The sequence below is a fragment of the Ramlibacter sp. AN1133 genome (assembly GCF_037890035.1).
Taxonomy (GTDB): Bacteria; Pseudomonadota; Gammaproteobacteria; order Burkholderiales; family Burkholderiaceae_C; genus Ramlibacter.
Genome location: NZ_JBBKTQ010000013.1, coordinates 15,389 through 36,002 on the forward strand (window position 1 = coordinate 15,389; position 20,614 = coordinate 36,002).

19 protein-coding genes are annotated in these 20,614 nt (G+C 68.1%); all 19 read right to left on the minus strand.

Going from position 1 to position 20,614, the window contains the following annotated elements:
- Positions 1-477, minus strand: a complete 477-nt coding sequence (gene greA, locus WG923_RS18300) for a transcription elongation factor GreA (protein ID WP_340352425.1) — start codon at positions 475-477, stop codon at positions 1-3.
- A 208-nt stretch (positions 478-685) separates the two neighbouring features.
- Complete coding sequence (gene carB / locus WG923_RS18305) at positions 686-3,952, minus strand: carbamoyl-phosphate synthase large subunit (RefSeq protein ID WP_340352426.1); 3,267 nt, start codon at positions 3,950-3,952, stop codon at positions 686-688.
- Positions 3,953-3,955: 3 nt separating this feature from the next.
- Positions 3,956-5,125: a glutamine-hydrolyzing carbamoyl-phosphate synthase small subunit gene (gene carA / locus WG923_RS18310; RefSeq protein WP_340352427.1), complete on the minus strand. Its 1,170-nt coding sequence runs from the start codon at positions 5,123-5,125 to the stop codon at positions 3,956-3,958.
- Positions 5,126-5,437: 312 nt separating this feature from the next.
- Positions 5,438-6,259 (minus strand): TrmH family RNA methyltransferase, encoded by an 822-nt coding sequence (locus tag WG923_RS18315; RefSeq protein ID WP_340352428.1) that lies wholly within the window; start codon positions 6,257-6,259, stop codon positions 5,438-5,440.
- Positions 6,256-6,966, minus strand: coding sequence for a ribonuclease HII (gene rnhB, locus WG923_RS18320; RefSeq protein ID WP_445322945.1), 711 nt, complete (start codon positions 6,964-6,966; stop codon positions 6,256-6,258). The genes WG923_RS18315 and rnhB overlap by 4 nt, the downstream gene beginning before the upstream one ends.
- Positions 6,938-8,077 carry a lipid-A-disaccharide synthase gene (gene lpxB, locus WG923_RS18325; RefSeq protein WP_340352429.1) on the minus strand — a complete coding sequence of 380 codons (1,140 nt, stop codon included), beginning with the start codon at positions 8,075-8,077 and terminating at the stop codon, positions 6,938-6,940. Before lpxB ends, rnhB begins: the two co-directional genes overlap by 29 nt.
- Positions 8,078-8,866: an acyl-ACP--UDP-N-acetylglucosamine O-acyltransferase gene (gene lpxA, locus WG923_RS18330; protein ID WP_340352430.1), complete on the minus strand. Its 789-nt coding sequence runs from the start codon at positions 8,864-8,866 to the stop codon at positions 8,078-8,080. It lies immediately after the preceding gene.
- A 21-nt stretch (positions 8,867-8,887) separates the two neighbouring features.
- On the minus strand, positions 8,888-9,325 hold the full coding sequence (fabZ, locus tag WG923_RS18335; RefSeq protein WP_340352515.1) for a 3-hydroxyacyl-ACP dehydratase FabZ: 438 nt from the start codon (positions 9,323-9,325) through the stop codon (positions 8,888-8,890).
- 2 nt (positions 9,326-9,327) lie between these two features.
- Positions 9,328-10,311 (minus strand): UDP-3-O-(3-hydroxymyristoyl)glucosamine N-acyltransferase, encoded by a 984-nt coding sequence (gene lpxD, locus WG923_RS18340; protein WP_340352431.1) that lies wholly within the window; start codon positions 10,309-10,311, stop codon positions 9,328-9,330.
- 16 nt (positions 10,312-10,327) lie between these two features.
- Entirely contained in the window at positions 10,328-10,837 is a 510-nt protein-coding gene (locus WG923_RS18345; RefSeq protein ID WP_340352432.1) for an OmpH family outer membrane protein, read from the minus strand.
- A complete protein-coding gene (gene bamA, locus WG923_RS18350; protein WP_340352433.1) occupies positions 10,837-13,131 on the minus strand; it encodes an outer membrane protein assembly factor BamA in 2,295 nt (764 codons plus the stop codon). Before bamA ends, WG923_RS18345 begins: the two co-directional genes overlap by 1 nt.
- Positions 13,132-13,193: 62 nt before the next feature.
- Positions 13,194-14,576, minus strand: a complete 1,383-nt coding sequence (gene rseP / locus WG923_RS18355) for an RIP metalloprotease RseP (protein WP_340352516.1) — start codon at positions 14,574-14,576, stop codon at positions 13,194-13,196.
- A gap of 8 nt (positions 14,577-14,584) precedes the next feature.
- The gene (ispC, locus tag WG923_RS18360) at positions 14,585-15,775 is read right to left on the minus strand and encodes a 1-deoxy-D-xylulose-5-phosphate reductoisomerase (protein WP_340352434.1); all 1,191 of its coding nucleotides are present in this window, start codon (positions 15,773-15,775) and stop codon (positions 14,585-14,587) included.
- Entirely contained in the window at positions 15,772-16,626 is an 855-nt protein-coding gene (locus WG923_RS18365; protein WP_340352435.1) for a phosphatidate cytidylyltransferase, read from the minus strand. Before WG923_RS18365 ends, ispC begins: the two co-directional genes overlap by 4 nt.
- Before the next feature lie 14 nt (positions 16,627-16,640).
- Complete coding sequence (gene uppS / locus WG923_RS18370; protein WP_340352436.1) at positions 16,641-17,369, minus strand: polyprenyl diphosphate synthase; 729 nt, start codon at positions 17,367-17,369, stop codon at positions 16,641-16,643.
- 28 nt (positions 17,370-17,397) lie between these two features.
- Positions 17,398-17,961, minus strand: a complete 564-nt coding sequence (gene frr / locus WG923_RS18375) for a ribosome recycling factor (RefSeq protein WP_340352437.1) — start codon at positions 17,959-17,961, stop codon at positions 17,398-17,400.
- A 14-nt stretch (positions 17,962-17,975) separates the two neighbouring features.
- Complete coding sequence (pyrH, locus tag WG923_RS18380) at positions 17,976-18,692, minus strand: UMP kinase (RefSeq protein ID WP_340352438.1); 717 nt, start codon at positions 18,690-18,692, stop codon at positions 17,976-17,978.
- Between the two features lie 100 nt (positions 18,693-18,792).
- Entirely contained in the window at positions 18,793-19,716 is a 924-nt protein-coding gene (tsf, locus tag WG923_RS18385) for a translation elongation factor Ts (RefSeq protein ID WP_340352439.1), read from the minus strand.
- A gap of 81 nt (positions 19,717-19,797) precedes the next feature.
- Positions 19,798-20,550 carry a 30S ribosomal protein S2 gene (gene rpsB / locus WG923_RS18390; RefSeq protein ID WP_340352440.1) on the minus strand — a complete coding sequence of 251 codons (753 nt, stop codon included), beginning with the start codon at positions 20,548-20,550 and terminating at the stop codon, positions 19,798-19,800.
- Between the last annotated feature and the right edge of the window lie 64 nt (positions 20,551-20,614).

Sequence of the window (20,614 nt, forward strand, 5' to 3'; positions counted from 1 at the left end):
TCAGAGGTAGTTGACCGCGACGATCTCGTAGCGGCGGGTGCCGCCGGGCGCCTGCACTTCGGCCGTGTCGCCCTCTTCCTTGCCGATCAGCGCGCGCGCGATCGGGCTGGAGATGTTGATCAGGCCCTGCTTCAGGTCGGCCTCGTCCTCGCCCACGATCTGGTACTTGACGGTGGCGCCGCTGTCCTCGTCCTCGAGTTCGACGGTGGCGCCGAAGACGACGCGGCCGCCGGCGTCCAGGCGGGACGGGTCGATGATCTGCGCCGCCGCCAGCTTGCCTTCCAGCTCGCGGATGCGGCCCTCGATGAAGCCCTGGCGGTCCTTGGCGGCGTCGTACTCCGCGTTCTCGGACAGGTCGCCCTGGGCCCGCGCCTCGGCGATGGCGGTGATGACGGACGGGCGGTCGACGGTCTTCAGGCGGTGCAATTCGGCCTTGAGCTTCTCGGCACCCCGGGTGGTGATGGGAATCGTGGCCATCTGAAACGGGTCTCCTGCAAATGAAAACCGCCGAACGTTGCCGCCCGGCGGTTCTGTCGTGACTACTGGCCCCGATTATAAAACCGGGGCCGTCCGCCTGCTCAAGCCGACTGCAACCGGGCGTGCAACCCTGCCCCGATTCCGGCCCTCAGGCCAGCTGGGCGTGCAACCCTGCCCGGATGGGCAGGGTTGTACGTCCAACTAGCCCTCAGGCCAGCTGGGCGTGCATCTCCTGGACGGAAATCACGTCCAGGTTGTCCATCGCCCGCATGCCTTCCACCGCGGCCTCGGCGCCCGCGATGGTGGTGAACGTCGTCACCCGTGCCAGCAGCGACGAGGTACGGATCGCCCGGGAGTCGGCGATCGCGTTGCGGCGCTCCTCCACGGTGTTGATGACCATGACGATCTCGTTGTTCTTGATCATGTCCACCACGTGGGGGCGGCCTTCCGTGACCTTGTTCACGCTCTCGCAGGGGATGCCCGCGGCGCGGATCGCCGCCGCCGTGCCCTTGGTGGCCACCAGCGGGAAGCCCATCTCGACCAGGCAGCGGGCGACTTCCACCGCGCGCGGCTTGTCGCTGTCCTTGACGGTCAGGAACACCTTGCCGGTGGACTTGCCGTCGCCGTCGTGCGGCTTGGGCAGGCGGGTGCCGGCGCCCAGCTGGCTCTTCACGAAGGCTTCCCCGAAGGTCTTGCCCACGCCCATCACCTCGCCCGTCGACTTCATCTCCGGGCCCAGGATGGTGTCCACGCCCGGGAACTTCACGAACGGGAAGACGGCTTCCTTCACGCTGAAGTACGGCGGCGTCACTTCCTTCGTGATGCCCTGCTGGGCCAGCGTCTTGCCGACCATGCAGCGCGCCGCCACCTTGGCCAGCTGGATGCCGGTGGCCTTGCTCACGTAGGGCACGGTACGCGAGGCGCGCGGGTTGACCTCCAGCACGAAGATCACGTCCTGGCCGTCCTTCTCCTGGATCGCGAACTGCACGTTCATCAGGCCGACCACCTTCAGCGCGCGGGCCATGGCGGCGGTCTGGCGCTTCAGTTCCTCGATCGTGGGCTTGGACAGCGAGTACGGCGGCAGCGAGCAGGCGGAGTCGCCCGAGTGCACGCCGGCCTGCTCGATGTGCTCCATCACGCCGCCGATGAACACGGCGCCGGTGGCATCGGCGATGCAGTCCACGTCGCACTCGATGGCGTCGTTGAGGAAGCGATCGAGCAGCACGGGCGAGTCGTTCGAGACCTTCACGGCCTCGCGCATGTAGCGCTCCAGGTCGCGCTGCTCGTGCACGATCTCCATCGCGCGGCCGCCCAGCACGTAGGAGGGGCGGACCACCAGCGGATAGCCCAGGGCCTGCGCCTTCTCCAGCGCCTCGGCTTCGGTGCGCGCCGTGGCGTTGGGCGGCTGGCGCAGCTTCAGTTCGTTCAGCAGCTTCTGGAACCGCTCGCGGTCTTCCGCCGCGTCGATCATGTCGGGCGAGGTGCCGATGATCGGCACCCCCTCGGCCTCCAGGCCCAGCGCCAGCTTCAGCGGGGTCTGGCCGCCGTACTGCACGATCACGCCGGTGGGCTTTTCCTTGTCGACGATCTCCAGCACGTCCTCCAGCGTCAGCGGCTCGAAGTACAGGCGGTCGGAGGTGTCGTAGTCGGTCGAGACCGTCTCCGGATTGCAGTTGACCATGATGGTCTCGTAGCCGTCCTCGCGCAGGGCGAGCGCGGCGTGCACGCAGCAGTAGTCGAACTCGATGCCCTGGCCGATGCGGTTCGGCCCGCCGCCCAGCACGATGATCTTCTTGCGGTCGGTCGGCTCGGCCTCGCACTCGTCCTCGTAGGTCGAGTACATGTAGGCGGTGTTGGTCGCGAATTCGGCCGCGCAGGTGTCCACGCGCTTGTAGACCGGGCGCACGCCCAGCTTCTTGCGCGCCTCGCGCACGGCCTTGTCGTTGGTCTTGAGCAGCTTGGCCAGGCGGCGGTCGGAGAAGCCCTTGCGCTTGAGCGCGCGCAGCGTGGCCGCATCCAGCGAAGCCAGCGCGCCGGCGCCCTTTTCTTCCGCCAGCTTGTCGAGGTCGAGTTCGATCTTCACGATCTCCTCGATCTGCACCAGGAACCACTTGTCGATCTTGGTGAGCTCATGCACCTCGTCGACCGACAGGCCCATGCCGAAGGCGTCGCCCACGTACCAGATGCGCTCGGGGCCGGGCTCGCCCAGCTCCTTTTCCAGCACTTCGCGGTCCACGGTCTTCTGGTTCAGGCCGTCGACGCCCACTTCGAGGCCGCGCAGCGCCTTCTGGAAGCTTTCCTGGAAGGTGCGGCCCATGGCCATCACCTCGCCCACCGACTTCATCTGCGTGGTCAGGCGGTCGTTGGCGTCCTTGAACTTCTCGAAGGCGAAGCGCGGGATCTTGGTGACGACGTAGTCGATCGAGGGCTCGAAGCTCGCGGGCGTGGCGCCGCCGGTGATCTCGTTGCGCAGTTCGTCGAGCGTGTAGCCCACCGCCAGCTTGGCCGCCACCTTGGCGATCGGGAAGCCCGTGGCCTTGGAGGCCAGCGCGGAGGAGCGCGACACGCGCGGGTTCATCTCGATCACGATCATGCGGCCGTCGTCCGGGTTGATCGAGAACTGCACGTTGGAGCCGCCGGTGTCGACGCCGATCTCGCGCAGCACCGCCAGCGAGGCGTCGCGCATGATCTGGTATTCCTTGTCGGTCAGCGTCTGCGCGGGAGCGACCGTGATCGAGTCACCCGTGTGCACACCCATCGGGTCGAGGTTCTCGATCGAGCAGACGATGATGCAGTTGTCCTTCTTGTCCCGCACCACCTCCATCTCGAACTCCTTCCAGCCGAGGAGCGACTCCTCGATCAGCAGTTCGCTGGTGGGCGAGGCTTCCAGGCCGCGCTTGCAGATCGTCTCGAATTCTTCCGGGTTGTAGGCGATGCCGCCGCCGGTGCCGCCCAGCGTGAAGCTCGGGCGGATCACGGCGGGGAAGCCCACCTGCTTCTGCACGCCCCAGGCTTCCTCCAGCGAGTGGGCGATGCCGGAGCGCGCCGAGCCCAGCCCGATGCGCGTCATCGCTTCCTTGAACTTCAGGCGGTCCTCGGCCTTGTCGATCGCTTCCGGCGTGGCGCCGATCAGCTCGCACCTGTACTTGTGCAGCACGCCGTTGCGCCACAGGTCCAGCGCGCAGTTCAGCGCCGTCTGGCCGCCCATGGTGGGCAGGATCGCGTCGGGCTTTTCCTTCGCGATGATCTTCTCCACCGTCTGCCAGGTGATCGGCTCGATGTAGGTGACGTCGGCGGTGGCCGGGTCCGTCATGATCGTCGCCGGGTTGGAGTTGATCAGGATGACCTTGTAGCCCTCCTCGCGCAGGGCCTTGCAGGCCTGCACGCCGGAGTAGTCGAACTCGCACGCCTGGCCGATGATGATCGGCCCGGCGCCGATGATCAGGATGGATTTGATGTCGGTACGCTTCGGCATGTCTTACTTCTTCTTGGCGTCCATCAGGCCGGTGAAACGGTCGAACAGGTAGCCGATGTCGTGCGGGCCCGGGGAGGCTTCCGGGTGGCCCTGGAAGCAGAAGGCGGGCTTGTCGGTTCTGGCGAGACCCTGCAGCGTGCCGTCGAACAGGCTGATGTGCGTCGCGCGCAGGTTCGCGGGCAGCGTCTTCTCGTCCACCGCGAAGCCGTGGTTCTGGCTGGTGATGCTCACGCGGCCCGAATCGAGATCCTTCACCGGATGGTTGGCGCCATGGTGGCCGAACTTCATCTTGAAGGTCCTGGCGCCGGAAGCCAGCGCCATGATCTGGTGGCCCAGGCAGATGCCGAAGGTGGGATAGCCGTCTTCGATCAGCTCGCGCGTGGCGGCGATCGCGTAGTCGCAGGGCTCCGGGTCGCCGGGGCCGTTGGAGAGGAAGACGCCGTCCGGGTTGAGCTTCTTCACTTCGGCGGCAGGCGTCTTCGCCGGCACCACGGTGACCTGGCAGCCGCGCTCGGCCAGCATGCGCAGGATGTTCTTCTTCACGCCGTAGTCGAAGGCGACCACGTGGTACTTCGGCTGCTCCAGGTGGCCGTAGCCGGTGCCGAGCCGCCATTCGGTCTGGTCCCAGTCGTAGGGCTTGCCGACGGTCACCTGTTTCGCCAGGTCGAGGCCGGCCATGGAAGGCACCTTGCGGGCCTCGGCCACGGCCTTCTCGACCAGCGCGGGGGTGATCTCCTCGCCCTTCCCGAGCGCGAGGATGCAGCCGTTCTGCGCCCCCTTGCTGCGCAGGATGCGGGTGAGCTTGCGCGTGTCGATGTTGGCGATGCCGAGGGTGTTCTCGCGCTGCAGGTATTGCTGCAGCGTCATGTCGGCGCGGAAGCTGGAGGCGATCAGCGGCAGGTCGCGGATGATCAGGCCGGCGGCGTGCACCTTGCAAGCCTCGACGTCCTCGGCGTTGACGCCGTAGTTGCCGATGTGCGGATAGGTGAGCGTGACGATCTGCTGGCAGTAGCTCGGATCGGTCAGGATTTCCTGGTAGCCGGTGAGCGCCGTGTTGAACACGACTTCGCCGGTGGTGGAACCTGCGGCTCCGATCGAGTTGCCGAGAAAGACCGTGCCGTCTGCGAGCGCCAGGATGGCGGGCGGGAAAGCGCCCTGAAGCGACGAAAGCACTGGGTTCTCCGGATGGTTACGGGCACGCCCAGAACGCGAATCGAGAGGACTCTTCTCGATGTTGCTTTGGTCGGGGGAGAGGCTGGATGCGCTGCGGGCGTGTGGGGTTTCGGGAAAGCCGCTGATTATAGCCTGAGGAGGGGTTTTCCCTCGATGGCTGGGGTTGGGTTTGGCTCCTCCCCCCTCCGGGGGGAGGTTGGGAGGGGGGCGCTGCGGGGCTTGATCAGGCACGCCCTCACCCCGGCCCTCTCCCGCGAGCGGGAGAGGGAGCAGGGAGTGCCCCCAGCCTCACCTCCCACCCCAAGAAAAGGCTCAAGCCTTTGCTTGGGGACCCCGGAGGCCTCCCCCGGAGGGGGCGGGAAAAATACCTGCCGCGCTCGCATGCAGGCAGATCGCCGCGGCGGCGGCCACGTTCAACGACTCCTCCCCGCCCGGCTGCACGATCCGCACGAACTGCGTGGCCCGCTGCGCCAGCGCCGCGCTCACGCCCTGCCCTTCATGCCCGAACACCCAGGCGCACGGCCACGGCAGCCGCGCCTGGTGGAGGTAGTCGCCCTGGTGCGAGCTCGTCGCCAGCAGCGGCACCTTCAGCTTGCCCAGGCCGTCCGCCTCCAGCGCCTCGACGAGGTTCAGGCCGAAATGCGCCCCCATGCCGGCCCGCAGCACCTTGGGGCTCCACAGCGCCGCCGTGCCCTTCATCGCCAGCACCTGCCGGAAGCCGAAGGCGCCCGCGCTGCGCAGGATGGTGCCGACGTTGCCGGCGTCCTGCAGCCCGTCGAGGACCACCGAAGGCGCATCGGCCTGCAGCGCCGCCGCAGCAGGCAGCGGCAGCACGAAACCCATGGGCGCCGGCGACTCGAGGCCACTGATCGAGGCGAACAGGGTGTCGTCGACCACCACCGCCTTGCCGCCGGCATCCACCCACTGGTGCCCGGCGCGATCGAAATACGAGGCCTGGAACACGGCATGCGAGGGGGCGAGCCCCCGGTGCAGCGCGGCCCGGCACAGGTGGTCCCCTTCCAGCCACACCCGCCCCTGCTTGCGGTAGGCATGGCTGTCCTGGGCCAGCCGGCGCAGGTCCTTCAGCAGCGCGTTGTCGCGCGAGGAAATGAATTGCGGCTCGGTGGAGGTCACTGGACCTGCACGGAGACCGTCGCGCCCTCTTGCGTCATGAACTGCGCCGCCACCGGCGCGAAGTGGCGGCGGTGATGCACGCACGGCCCGTGCACGCGCAGCGCCTCCAGGTGCTCCGGCGTGCTGTAGCCCTTGTGCGCCGCGAAGCCGTACTGCGGGAACTGCTCGTGCAGTTCGACCAGCATGCGGTCGCGCGTGACCTTGGCGATGATCGACGCGGCGGAGATGGACTTGACCTTGGCATCGCCGTCGACGATCGCCTCGGACAGCACGTCGAGCTTCGGCAGCCGGTTGCCGTCCACCAGCACCTTCACCGGCTTCAGGCGCAGGCCTTCCACCGCGCGCCGCATCGCCAGCATGGTCGCGTGGAAGATGTTCAGCTCGTCGATCTCCTCCACGCTCGCCAGGGCCCACGAACAGCACAGGGCCTTCTCGCGGATCTTGTCGTACAGCCGGTCGCGCTGCAGGGCGGTGAGAACCTTGGAATCGTTCAGGCCCACGATGCGCTTCTTGTCGTCGAGGATCACGGCGGCGGCCACCACCGGGCCCGCCAGGGGGCCGCGGCCTGCTTCGTCCACGCCCGCGATCAGGCCCACCGGGTCCGGGAACAGCAGCGGCTTCTGCACCACCCGGGCCGACTTCGTGCGGATCGTCGTCGTGACGATGCGCCGCACGGGCTCAGGCGGCGAGGACTTTTTCGATGGCATCGGTGGCGAGGGTGGCGGTATCGCGCGAGAGCTGCACGTGCAGGTCGCGGAATCGCTCCTGCACGGCACGCATTCTGTCAGGGCTCGCCAGCCAGTCCGCGAGCGCCCCGCAGAGCTTGTCGGGTTTTGCGTTGGACTGCAGCAACTCCGGCACGACGAAATCGGCGCACAGGATGTTCGGCAGCCCCACCCAGGGCTGCAGCTGCCGCGGCCGCATCATCGCGTAGGTGAGCCAGCTCGTTCGGTAGGCGATCACCATCGGCCGCTTGAACAGCGCCGCCTCCAGCGTCGCGGTGCCGCTGGCGACCAGCGCCACGTCACACGCCGCCAGCGCGCCGTGCGACTGGCCGGTGACGATGGTCAGGTGGCGCGGGCCCTTGCGCGCGCGCGCGATCTGGCTGATGCGCGCCTGCAGTGCCGGCACCGCCGGGATCACGAACCAGGAATCGGGATGGCGCTTTTCCAGCAGGGCCGCGGCCTGCAGGAAGCGCTTCGCCAGCGTCTCGATCTCGGAGGCGCGGCTGCCGGGCAGCAGCGCGACCACCTTGCCGTTCAGGGGCAGTCCCAGCGCGCGACGCGCGGCGACCCGGTCCGGCTCCATGGGGATCACGCCCGCGAGCGGATGCCCCACGTAGGTCGCCGGCACGCCGTGCCTGGCCAGCAGCTCGGGCTCGAAGGGGAAGATGCACAGCACATGGTCGCAGGCCTTCTTCAGCTTCTCCACGCGCTTCATGCGCCAGGCCCAGATCGAAGGGCACACGAAGTGCACCGTCTTCACGCCCTTGGCGCGCAGCTGCTCCTCGAGGGCGAGGTTGAAGTCCGGCGCGTCGACGCCGATGAAGAGGTCGGGCCGCTCGGCCAGCAGCCGGTCGCGCAGCTGGCTGCGGATGGCCATGATCTCGCGCAGGTGCTTGAACACCTCGGCATAGCCGCTCACGGAAAGCTTCTCGGCCGGCCACCAGGGCTCGAAGCCGCGCTGCTGCATCTGCGCGCCGCCGATCCCCGCGGCGGAGAGCTGCGGCCAGCGCGCGCGCATGGCGTCCAGCACGTGGCCGGCCAGCAGGTCCCCGGACGCCTCTCCGGCGACCATGGCAAAGCGCGGGGTGCCCATCTAGCGGGCGATGCCGCGCGTGGCAGCAGCCAGGAATGCGCCCATCTGGGCCACGTCCGCGGCCGCCTCGGGCGCGGATTGCGCCAGTGCCGCGATGGCCTCGCGCGCGGCCTCCAGCGTGCGGCCTTCCCGGTACAGGAGCTTGTGCATCTGCTTGATCGCGCCTACGCGCTCGTTGCTGAAGTCGCGCCGGCGCAGGCCCACCACGTTGACGCCGCGCACGGCCAGCGGGTTGCCGTCCACCAGCATGAAGGGCGGGATGTCCTGCGACACCGCACTGGCGAACCCCACCATCGCATGCGCGCCGACCTTGACGAACTGGTGGATGCCGGTGAGCCCGCCGATGGTCACCCAGTCACCCAGCTCCACGTGTCCGGCGAGCGTCGCGTTGTTGGCCAGCGTGGTGTGGCTGCCCACCACGCAGTCGTGCGCGATGTGCGTGTACGCCATGATCCAGTTGTCGTCGCCGATGCGCGTGACGGCCTTGTCCTGCACCGTGCCCACGTGCAGCGTCACGAACTCGCGGATCGTGTTGCGATCGCCGATGACGAGTTCGGTCGGCTCGCCCTGGTACTTCTTGTCCTGGTTGGCCGCGCCGATCGAGCCGAACTGGAAGATGCGGTTGTCGCGGCCGATCGTGGTGCGGCCCTCGATCACGACGTGCGGCCCCACGGTGGTGCCGCCGGCGATCTGCACGTGCGGCCCCACGATGGTGTACGGGCCGATGACGACGCTCGCGTCCAGCTGCGAGCGCGGATCCACGATCGCGGTGGGGTGGATGTTCGCCAAGGCCGGCGTCCTCTCCGCTGCTCAGGCGACGGTGCGCATCGTGCACATGAGCTCGGCCTCGCAGGCGATCTCCTCGCCCACGCGCGCCGTGCCCTTGAACTTGTAGATGCCGGCCTTGTGGCGCATCAGCTCCACGTCCATGATCAGCTGGTCGCCCGGCTCCACCGGCCGCTTGAAGCGCGCACCGTCGATGCCGGCGAAGTAGATGACCGAATTGGGGTCGCGGGTGCCGGTGTCGCCGGCGAACGCGAGCAGCCCCGCCGTCTGCGCCATGGCTTCCAGCATCAGCACGCCCGGCATCACGGGCCGGTGCGGGAAATGGCCGACGAAGAACGGCTCGTTGATCGTCACGTTCTTCAGCGCCCTGATCGACTTGCCCGGATCGACGGCCAGCACGCGGTCCACCAGCAGGATCGGGTAGCGGTGCGGGAGCTTCTTGAGGATCTGGTGGATGTCCATCGTCATTTCTTGTCTTCCTGGAGCGCCTTCTCGAGCGCCTTGATGCGGTCGCGCAGGGTGTGCAGCTGCTTGAGCGTCGCCGCGTTCTTTTCCCAGTTCGCATTGTCGTCGATGGGGAAGATGCCCGTGTACAGCCCCGGCTTGTGGATCGAGCGGGCCACGAAGCTGCCGGACGAGATGACCACGCGGTCCGCGATGGTGAGGTGGCCCAGGATCATGGCCGCGCCGCCGAGCATGCAGTGCCTGCCGATGGTGGCGCTGCCAGCGATGCCCACGCAGCCGGCGATGGCCGTGTGCGCGCCTATGCGGCAGTTGTGGCCGACCTGGATCAGGTTGTCCATCTTCACGCCGTCCTCGATCACCGTGTCGGCCAGCGCGCCGCGGTCGATGCAGGTGTTGGCGCCGATCTCCACGTCGTCGCCGATGCGCACGGCGCCGAGCTGCTCGATCTTCTCCCAGGCGCCCTGGTGCGGCGCAAAGCCGAAGCCGTCGGCGCCGATCACCACGCCCGCATGCAGGATGCAGCGCGCGCCGATCACGCAATCCTCGCCCACGTACACCCGGGCCTTCAGCACCGTGCCGGTGCCGATGCGCGCGCCGCGCTCGACCACGCAATGCGGACCGATGCGCGCGCCCTCCTCGACCACCGCGTCGTCGGCGATCACCGCGCTGGGGTGGATCGCGGGGCCTTCGGCGCGCGCATGCGCGCGCCGCCACAACTGCGTCAGTCGCGCGAAATAGAGATAAGGGTCGTCGGCAACGATGCACGCGCCGCGCGCCAGCGCCTGCTCGCGCAGGGCCGGCGCCACGATCACGCAGCCCGCGCGCGAAGACTCGAGCTGCTGCCGGTACTTGGGGTTGCTCAGGAAGCCGAGCTGCGAGGGCTGCGCGGACTCGAGCGGCGCGAGGCCCTCGATGCGCAGCGCGGCATCGCCATGGAGCTCGCCGCCGAGCGCCGCGATGATCTCGCCGAGTTGCAGCGCCACGCCGGGAGAGCGCCTGCTAGCGCGCGTTGTTCAGCGCCTTGATCACCTTGTCGGTGATGTCGTGCTTGGGGTTGATGTAGACGGCTTCCTGCAGGATCAGGTCGTACTTCTCCTGCTCGGCGACCTGCTTGACCACGCGGTTGGCCCGATCGAGCACCTGCTGCAGTTCCTCGTTCTTGCGCGCGTTCAGGTCTTCCTGGAATTCGCGGCGCTTGCGCTGGAATTCGCGGTCCTGGTCGATCAGGGCCTTCTGGCGCTGGCCGCGCTGCTGCTCCGACAGCGTGGGCGCTTCGCGCTCGAACTTGTCCGAGGCGGTCTTGAGCGCGGTGCCCAGGTCGTTGAGGTCCTTCTCGCGCTTGGCGAACTCCTGCTCCAGCTTGACCTGCGCCGCCTTCGCGGAGTTGGCCTCGCGGAAGATGCGGTCGGTGTTCACGAAGCCCACGCGGAAATCCTCGGCCTGCGCCTGGCCGGCCAGCGCCAGGGCCGCCAGCAGGAACACCACGCAGTGACGCACAAGATACTTCATCAGAAGGAAGTTCCGATCTGGAATTGCAATCTCTGGATTCTATCGCCAGCCTGCTTGCGCACCGGTTGGGCTATGGCGATGCGCAGGGGCCCGATCGGCGACAGCCACGAGAGGCCGAAACCGGCGGAGGCGCGCAGGTCGGCCGCGTTCACTTTCTCGTTCTCGCCGAACACGTTGCCGATGTCGGTGAACGCGAACAGGCGCAGCGTGCGGTCGTTGCCGGCACCCGGGAACGGCGTGATGACTTCCGCGTTCAGCGTGATCTTGCGCGCGCCGCCGATGGAGGCGCCCGTCACGTCGCGCGGGCCCAGCGTGCCCTGCTGGAAGCCGCGCACCGAGCCGAGGCCGCCCGAATAGAAGTTCTTGAACACCGGATACGGCCGGCCGTTGAGGCCCTTGCCCCAACCGAGCTCGCCGTTGAAGGCCAGGGTGTACTGCTTGCTGAGCGGCACGTACTGCTGGAACTGGTAGTCGCCGCGCAGGTAGCGCGCGTCGCCGGCCACGCCCCAGTCGCCGGAGAAGCGCTGGAAGCGGCCGCGCGTGGGCGTCAGCGCGCTGTCGCGGTCGTCGCGCGACCAGCCGATCGTCAGCGGGATGGCGTTGCTGGTGAAGCCGAAGCGCTCGGCGTAATCGAGGTAGGCGGCCGGGATGTTGGTGCCGGCGCGGATCTGCGTGCGCTCGAAGCCGGCGCCGAAGAACACCGTGTCGACCTCGCTGAAGGGGATGCCGAAGCGCAGCCCCGCGCCGGAGGTGACCAGCTGGTAGTTGCCGCCCTGCTCGTCGTACGGTCGCGAGGTGCGGTGGTAGATGTCGATGGTGCGCGACACGCCGTTGGGCGTGAAGTACGGGTTCACCGAGGTCAGCGCGATGGTGCGGTTGAAGCGGCTGGTGTTGACTTCGGCGCTCAGGTAGTTGCCGGTGCCGAAGGCGTTCTCCTGCTTGATGGAGAACGACAGCGCCAGCTTTTCCGCGCTGGAGAAGCCCGCGCCCAGCTGCAGGCTGCCGGTGGGACGCTCCACCACGGCGATGTTCAGGTCGACCTGGTCGGGCGCTCCGGGAACGTCGCTGGTCTCGATGTTGACGTCCTTGAAGAAGCCCAGGCGGTCCACCCGGTCGCGCGAGAGCTTGATCTTCTCGGCGTCGTACCAGCTCGATTCGAACTGGCGGAACTCGCGGCGGATCACTTCGTCGCGCGTGCGGTTGTTGCCGGCGATGTTGATGCGGCGCACGTAGGCGCGGCGCGAGGGCTCCGCCACCAGCGTGAAGAACACGCGGTTGTTGGCGCGGTCGATCTCCGGTCGCGCCTCGACCTGCGCGAAGGCGTAGCCGAAGTTGCCGAAGTATTCGGTGAAGGCCTTGGTGGTCTCGGTCACCTGGTCGGCGTTGTACGGCTGGCCCGGGCGGATCTTCACCAGCGACTTGAATTCCTCTTCCTTGCCGAGGTAGTCGCCTTCCAGCTTCACGCCCGACACCACGTAGCGCTCGCCTTCCGTGATGTTGATGGTGATCGCGATGTCCTGCTTGTTCGGCGAGATCGCGACCTGGGTCGAATCGATGCGGAACTCCAGGAAACCGCGCTGCAGGTACCAGGACTTCAGCGCCTCCTGGTCGGCGTTCAGCTTGGCGCGCGAATAGCGGTCGGACTTGGTGTACCAGGACAGCCAGCCGCCCGTGTCGAGGTCCATCAGCTCCAGCAGCTGCTTCTCGCTGAAGCTGCGGTTGCCGATGATGTGCATCTCCTTGATGCGGGTCGGCTCGCCCTCGGTCACCGTGAAGGTGAGGTTGACGCGGTTGCGCTCGATGGGCGTGACGGTGGTCACCACCTCGGCGCCGTACAGGCTGCGGTTGATGTACTGGCGCTTGAGCTCCTGCTCGGCGCGATCGGCCAGCGCCTGGTCGTACGGGCGGCCCTCGGTCAGGCCGATCTCGCGCAGGGCCTTCTTCAGCGTGTCCTTGTCGAATTCGCGCGTGCCGACGAAGTCGACGTCGGCCACCGTGGGGCGTTCCTCCACCACGACGATCAGCACGTCGCCCTGGACTTCCAGCCGCACGTCCTTGAACAGGCCCAGCGCGAACAGGGCCCGGATCGCGGCCGAGCCCTTGTCGTCGTTGTACTGGTCGCCCACCCGGAACGGCAGCGAGCCGAACACCGTGCCGGGCTCGACCCGCTGCAGGCCCTCGACGCGGATGTCGCGCACCGTGAACGGGTCCACCGCCCAGGTGTTCGCCGCGAAGGCCAGCATGCACACGGCCGTAACGGTACGCACGCGGAAGCGCTTGAGTTGTTTCTTCATTGAATCAGGAAAGGGCGCCGGCGAATCCGCGCGGGACCAGCGGCGGCTACAGCTACGTTGTTCTATCCAAAGAAGCGCGCGACGTCGTTGAACAGCGCAATCGACATCATCACCAGCAGCACCGCGACGCCGCCGCGCTGCAGGCGCTCCATCCACGCATCGGAGATGCTCCGTCCCGTGACGGCCTCCCAAAGATAATACATCAGGTGCCCACCGTCCAAGACGGGCAGCGGCAGCAGGTTCAGCACCCCCAGGCTCACGCTGATCAGGGCCAGGAACAGCAGGTACTGGGTGAGCCCGAGGCTGGCGGACTTGCCCGCGTAGTCGGCGATCGTGAGCGGTCCGGAAAGATTCTTGACCGACGCCTGGCCGACGATCATGCGGCCCATCATGCGCAGCGTGAGCGCCGAGACCTCCCAGGTCTTCTCCACGCCCTTCCACAGCCCGTCGACCGGCCCCAGGCGCACCGTCACCATCGCGGGCGGCGCGCCCACGTAGGCGGCGATGCGGCCGAACGGCGCCGGCACGCCTTCGGCGGTGACGACGTCGGGCGTGACCTGCAGCTGCAGGCGCTGCCCCTGGCGCTCGACCTCCCACGTGGAGGGCAGGCCGCGGCCGGCCTTCACTTGGGTGCGGATCAGGTCGCGCAGCTGCTGCGCGTCGCCCACCGGCTGCTGCGCCACGCGCAGCACCAGGTCGCCCTTGCGCAGGCCGGCACGCTCGGCGGCGCCCCCGGCCATCACCTCGCCCAGCACCGGCGGACTCCACGGCGCGACGATCCCGACCTTGCGCAGCAGCTGCGCGTCGGCATCGCGGGTGTTCAGGTTGGACAGCGGCAGCAGCACTTCGCGCCGGCCGCCCGAGCCTTCGCGCGCGAGCGTCATGCGCAGGTCGCGGCCGTCGAGCGCGGCGCGCGTGAGCAGCCAGCGCAGTTCCTCGAAGGAGCGCACGGGCTCGATCTCGTCGCCTTCCAGCGCCGCGCCGTCCACCCGTTCGCCGCCGCGCAAGCCGGCTTCGGCGGCGATGGAACCCGCGACCGGGCTGCCCAGCACGGGCTGCGGCTCCTGCACGCCCGTCCAGTTCACGATCGCATAGAGCAGGACGGCGAGCAGCAGGTTGGCGAGCGGGCCGGCGGCGACGATGGCGACGCGCGAGCGCAGCGGCTGGGTGTTGAAGGCGCGGTGCCGCTCGGAGGGATCCACCGGGCCTTCGCGCTCGTCCAGCATCTTCACGAAGCCGCCGAGGGGGAAGGCGCCGATCACGAACTCGGTGTCCTGCCCCGGGCGCGGCTTGCGCGCCTTCCAGGTGAAGAGCGCCTTGCCGAAGCCGACCGAGAAGCGCAGCACCTTCACGCCGCAGGCCACGGCCACGCGGTAGTGGCCGTATTCGTGCACGGCGATCAGCAGGCCGAGGGCCACGATGAAGGCGACGACGGTGAGCATCAGAAATCCCCTCAGGCAGGCAGCCGGGCGGCGGCCTGCTCGGCCGCGCGGCGGGCCTGCGCATCCAGCTCCAGCAGGTCCTGCAGCGATTGTGGCTTGGACGGCAGCACAGCCGCCAAAGTTGCAAGGTTCACCGAATGAATCTGGTCGAAGCGGATGCGCCGCTCGAGGAAGGCGGCGACGGCGACCTCGTTGGCGGCGTTGAGCACTGCCGTGGTGCCCGGCGCGGCGGCCAGGCTGTCCCAGGCGAGCTGCAGGCCGGGGAAGCGCTCGCGGTGGCCGCGCGTTTCCAGCGACTCGAAACTCATGTCGGCCAGCGCGGCGAAGTCGAGCGCCTGCGCGCCGGACTCCACGCGCTCCGGCCAGGCCAGGCCGTAGGCGATCGGCACGCGCATGTCGGGCGTGCCCAGTTGCGCCACCACCGAAGTGTCGCGGTACTGCACCATCGAGTGGATCACGCTCTGCGGATGGATCACCACCTGCAGCCGCTCGGGCGCCAGGCCGAACAGCCAGCGCGCCTCGATGACCTCCAGCGCCTTGTTCATCATGGTCGCCGAATCGACCGAGATCTTGCGGCCCATCACCCAGTTGGGATGGGCGCAGGCCTCCTCCGGCGTCACGCTGCGCAGGCTGGCGGGCGCGCGGGTGCGGAACGGCCCGCCCGAGGCGGTGAGGATGATCTTCTCCACGCGCGACTGCCACGTGGACGGGTCTTCCGGCAGCGACTGGAAGATGGCCGAATGCTCACTGTCGATGGGCAGCAGGCGGGCCCCGCCCTGCCGCACGGCCTGCAGGAACAGCTCGCCGCCGACGACCAGCGCCTCCTTGTTGGCCAGCAGCAGCTTCTTGCCGGCGCGCGCCGCGGCGATGCAGGACGACAGGCCGGCGGCGCCGACGATCGACGCCATCACGGTATCGACCGACTCGTGCGCCGCGACGGTGTCGAGCGCGCCCGCGCCCCATAGCACGCGCGTGGGCAGGCCGCTGGATTCGATCTTCGCTGCGAGCGCGCGGCCGGCGTCCTCGCGCGCCATCACGGCAAACGCGGGGCAGAACTGCAGGCACTGGGCGAGCATCGCCTCGACCTGCGAGGAAGCGCTGAGCGCGAAGACTTCGAAGCGGTCCGGGTGGCGGGCGACCACGTCCAGCGTGTTGGCCCCGATCGATCCGGTGGAGCCGAGGACGGCAAGGCGTTGTTTCATCGTTGGGCGAGGGTCGCCAGCATCATGGCCAGGGGCAGCGTGGGCAGCAGCGCATCGACGCGATCGAGCACGCCGCCGTGGCCGGGCAGCAGCTGGCTCGAGTCCTTGATGCCGGCGCTGCGCTTGACGAGGGATTCGGTGAGGTCGCCGATGACGCTCATGGCGGCCAGGAAGATCGCGGCCAGCACCACGACGGGCCAGCCCAGGTTGGCCAGCACGGAATAGAGGCTGGCAACCTGCGCGTTCGCCGCGCGGTCGGCCAGCACCCAGGCGATGGCCAGCACGACCACGCCGGCCATGCCGCCCCACACGCCTTCCCAGCTTTTCTTGGGGCTGATGACGGGGGCGAGCCTGCGCTCGGTGAACTTGCCGCCGATGGCGCGGCCGGCGAAGTAGGCGAAGATGTCCGCCACCCACACCAGCACCAGGATCGACAGCAGGAAGTTCACGCCGATCACGCGGGCCTGCGCCATCGCGACCCAGGCCAGCACCAGGGCCGCCACGCCGACCGGCACGCGCAGAGCGCGCGGGATCTTCGGCCAGCCCTCGACGCCGCCGCGCACCAATGCGGCCCCGGCCAGCACCCAGGCCGCGCCCACCACGCACCACAGCGCCGCCGACGGCCGCCCGGGCCAGCCGAGCGCCCAGGCAGCAGCGCACAGCGCCAGGGTGATCACGCCCAGGAGGATGTTCACGACCTGCGACAGGCCGTTCAGGCGCCCCCACTCCCAGCCGCCCGCGGCGATCAGCAGCAGGGTGATGGCGAGGAAGGGCTCCGGCGTCTTCCAGAACAGGGCCGGCAGCAGGATGGCCAGCAGGACGATGGCCGTGATCACGCGCTGCTTGAGCATCGCGGCTTTGCCTTTCAGGCGGCCTTGCGGCTGGCCGGCGCGGTGATCTGCTCGGAGGTGCGGCCGAAGCGGCGCTCGCGCCGCCCGTAGTCCGCGATGGCGGCATCGAGGGCCGCGGCATCGAACTCGGGCCACAGCTTGTCGGTGAAGTACAGCTCGCTGTAGGCGGCCTGCCAGAGCAGGAAGTTGCTGATGCGCATCTCGCCGCCGGTGCGGATCACGAGGTCGGGATCGGGCACGTGTGCCAGCGCCATGGCGCCGTTGAGGCTTTCCTCGGTGATCTGCGCGCCCTGCGCCGCGAGCTTGGCGGCAGCCTGGGCGATGTCCCAGCGGCCGCCGTAGTTGAAGCAGATGTTGAAGACCAGACGCGTGTTCGCCGCCGTCTGCGCCTCGGCCTGCGCCAGGCCGCTGCGCACCTTCTCCGACAGGCGCGTGCGGTCGCCCACGAAATGGATGCGCACCCCTTCGGACTGCAGCTGCGGCACCTCGCGCGCGAGCGCCATGGCCAGCAGCTCCATCAGGCCGGAGACCTCCTCGGCCGGGCGGTTCCAGTTCTCGGAGGAGAAGGCGAACACCGTCAGCACGCCCACGCCGAGGTCGCCGCAGCGGCGCACGCAGGCGCGCAGCGCGTCGACGCCCTTCTTGTGGCCCGCCACGCGCGGCAGAAAGCGCCTGGTGGCCCAGCGGCCGTTGCCATCCATCACGATGGCGATATGGTGCGGAATCACGCGCGGCGCGGTCATGCAGGCGATGGAAGTCGACGCGGATGCGTCAGACCTCCATGATTTCCTTTTCCTTGTTGGCCACCAGCTGGTCGATCTCCGCGATGTGCTTGTCGGTGACCTTCTGCACGTCGGCCTCGGTGCGCTTCAACTCGTCCTCGGTGGCGATCTTGTCCTTGACCAGCTTCTTGACGTGCTCGTTGGCGTCGCGGCGCAGGTTGCGCACGGCGATCTTGGCGTTCTCGCCCTCGTGGCGCACCAGCTTGGTCATCTCCTTGCGGCGCTCCTCGGACATCGGCGGCATCGGCACGCGCAGCAGGTCGCCCATGGAGGCCGGGTTCAGCCCCAGGTCGCTCTCGCGGATGGCCTTCTCGATCTTGGCGCCCATGCCCTTTTCCCACGGCTGCACGCTGATGGTGCGCGCATCCAGCAGCGACACGTTGGCCACCTGGCTGATCGGGACCGACGTGCCGTAGTAGTCCACGTGCACGGTGTCCAGCAGGCCGGGGTTGGCGCGGCCGGTGCGGATGTGCGTGAGCGTGGTCTTGAAGTTGGCGATGGTCTGGTCCATCTTGTGCTGCATCGTCTGCTTGATTTCAGCGATCGTTGTCATGGCTTTCCTCTCTCTCAGGCGTACACGAGGGTGCCCTCGTCTTCGCCGAGCACGACGCGCCTGAGCGCCCCGTGCTTGAAGATGGAGAACACCTTGATCGGCAGCTTCTGGTCGCGGCACAGCGCGAAGGCCGTGGCGTCCATGATGCCGAGGTTGCGCGACATGGCCTCGTCGAAGCTGATGCGCGAATAACGCTCGGCGGAAGGATCCTTGTTCGGGTCGGAGGTGTAGACGCCGTCGACCTTGGTGGCCTTGAGCACCACCTCGGCACCGATCTCGGCGCCGCGCAGGGCCGCGGCCGTGTCGGTGGTGAAGAAGGGGTTGCCGGTGCCGGCCGCGAAGATCACGACCTTGCCTTCTTCCAGGTACTGCAGCGCCTTCGGGCGCACGTAGGGCTCGACCACCTGCTCGATGGCGATGGCGGACATCACGCGGGGCACCAGGCCCTGCTTCTGCATCGCGTCCGACAGGGCCAGCGCGTTCATCACGGTGGCCAGCATGCCCATGTAGTCGGCGGTGGCGCGGTCCATGCCCACCGAGCCGCCGGCCACGCCGCGGAAGATGTTGCCGCCGCCGATGACCACGGCGACTTCCACGCCCATGCGCACGACCTCGGCGACCTCCTCGACCATCCGCACGATCGTCGCGCGGTTGATGCCGAAGGCGTCATCCCCCATCAGGGCCTCGCCCGACAGCTTGAGCAGGATGCGCTTGTGGGCGGGGCTGGGCATGCAGTCGTTCTCCGTGTTCAGTGGCAAATGGGGGCGCCCGTCATTTTGTCATCAACGCGGCCGCACCGTGCCCGGGGCGGCCGCGCCGTTTGCCAGCGCTTTACGCGGACTGCTTGGCGGCGGCCACCTGGGCGGCCACTTCGGCGGCGAAGTCGTCGGTCTTCTTCTCGATGCCCTCGCCCACCACGTACAGCGTGAAGCCCTTGATCGTGGTGTTGGCGGCCTTGAGCATCTGCTCCACGGTCTGCTTGTCGTTCTTCACGAACGCCTGGTTCAGCAGCGAGACCTCCTTGAGGTACTTCTGCACGCCGCCTTCGATACGCTTTGCAACGATTTCGGCCGATTGCGCCGGCTTGCCGGCCGCCTCGGCCGCCTTGCGGTCTTCCTCCGCCTTGCCCGTGGCAACCGCGCGTTCCTTCTCGATCAGGTCGGCCGGCACGTCGGCGCTGGACAGCGCCACCGGCTTCATCGCGGCGACGTGCATGGCGACGTCCTTGGCGGCGACGTCGTCGCCCTGGTATTCGACGACCACGCCGATGCGCGTGCCGTGCAGGTAGCTCACCAGCTTGTTGTCGCCGGCAAAGCGCTTGAAGCGGCGGAAGCTCATGTTCTCGCCGATCTTGCCGATGAGGCCCTTGCGCACGTCTTCCAGGGTGGGGCCGAAGCCGTCCTGGCTGTACGGCAGCGCGCCCAGGGCGGCGATGTCGGCGGGGCCGTTCTTGGCGACCAGCTCGGCGGCGGCCCTGGCCAGCGCCAGGAAGCTGTCGTTCTTGGTGACGAAGTCGGTTTCGCAGTTGACTTCGATCATGCCGCCCGTGGTGCCCTGGATGGAGGCCGCCACCACGCCTTCGGCGGTGATGCGCGAGCCCGCCTTGGCGGCCTTGTTGCCCAGCTTGACGCGCAGGATCTCTTCCGCCTTGTCCATGTCGCCGTTGGCTTCGGTCAGGGCCTTCTTGCACTCCATCATGGGCGCGTCGGTCTTCGCGCGGAGTTCGCCGACCATGCTTGCGGTGATTGCAGCCATTTTGTCCTCGTATCTCTGATCAGTTGTTGCTTAGCGCAAAGGGGGCTCGAGAGCCCCCTTTGTCGCGGCCTGCCGGGTGGCTCAGGCGGAGGCGCCTTCCTTGACTTCCACGAACTCGTCGCTGCCTTCGGAGACGGCGCGCTGGACGTCGGTCACGGCGCTGTTCTTGCCTTCGAGGATGGCGTCGGCCATGCCGCGCACGTACAGCGTGACGGCCTTGGAGGAGTCATCGTTGCCGGGGATCACGTAGTCGATGCCCTCGGGCGAGTGGTTGGAGTCCACCACGCCGATGATCGGGATGCCCAGCTTCTGCGCTTCGGCCACGGCGATCTTGTGGAAGCCGACGTCCACGATGAACAGGGCGTCCGGCAGGGTGTTCATGTCCTGGATGCCGCCGATGTCCTTTTCGAGCTTGGCCAATTCGCGCGCGAACATCAGCTGCTCCTTCTTGGACATGGCGTCGAGGCCGGCTTCCTGCTGGGCCTTCATGTCCTTCAGGCGCTTGATCGACGTCTTGACGGTCTTGAAGTTGGTCAGCATGCCGCCCAGCCAGCGCTGGTTCACGAAGGGCATGCCGGCGCGCTGCGCCTCGGTGCCCATCAGCTCGCGGGCCTGGCGCTTGGTGCCCACCATCAGGATGGTGCCGCGGTTGGACGCGAGCTGGCGCGCGAACTTGGTCGCCTCCTGGAACAGCGGCAGCGTCTTTTCCAGGTTGATGATGTGGATCTTGTTGCGATGGCCGAAGATGTACGGGGCCATCTTGGGGTTCCAGAAGCGCGTCTGGTGTCCGAAATGGACACCGGCTTCCAGCATTTCACGCATGGATACGGTCATGGGAGCTCCGAAGGTTGGGTCTAGAATCCGGCCAGAAATCGCAAGCCTGTTGGGATGCGACACC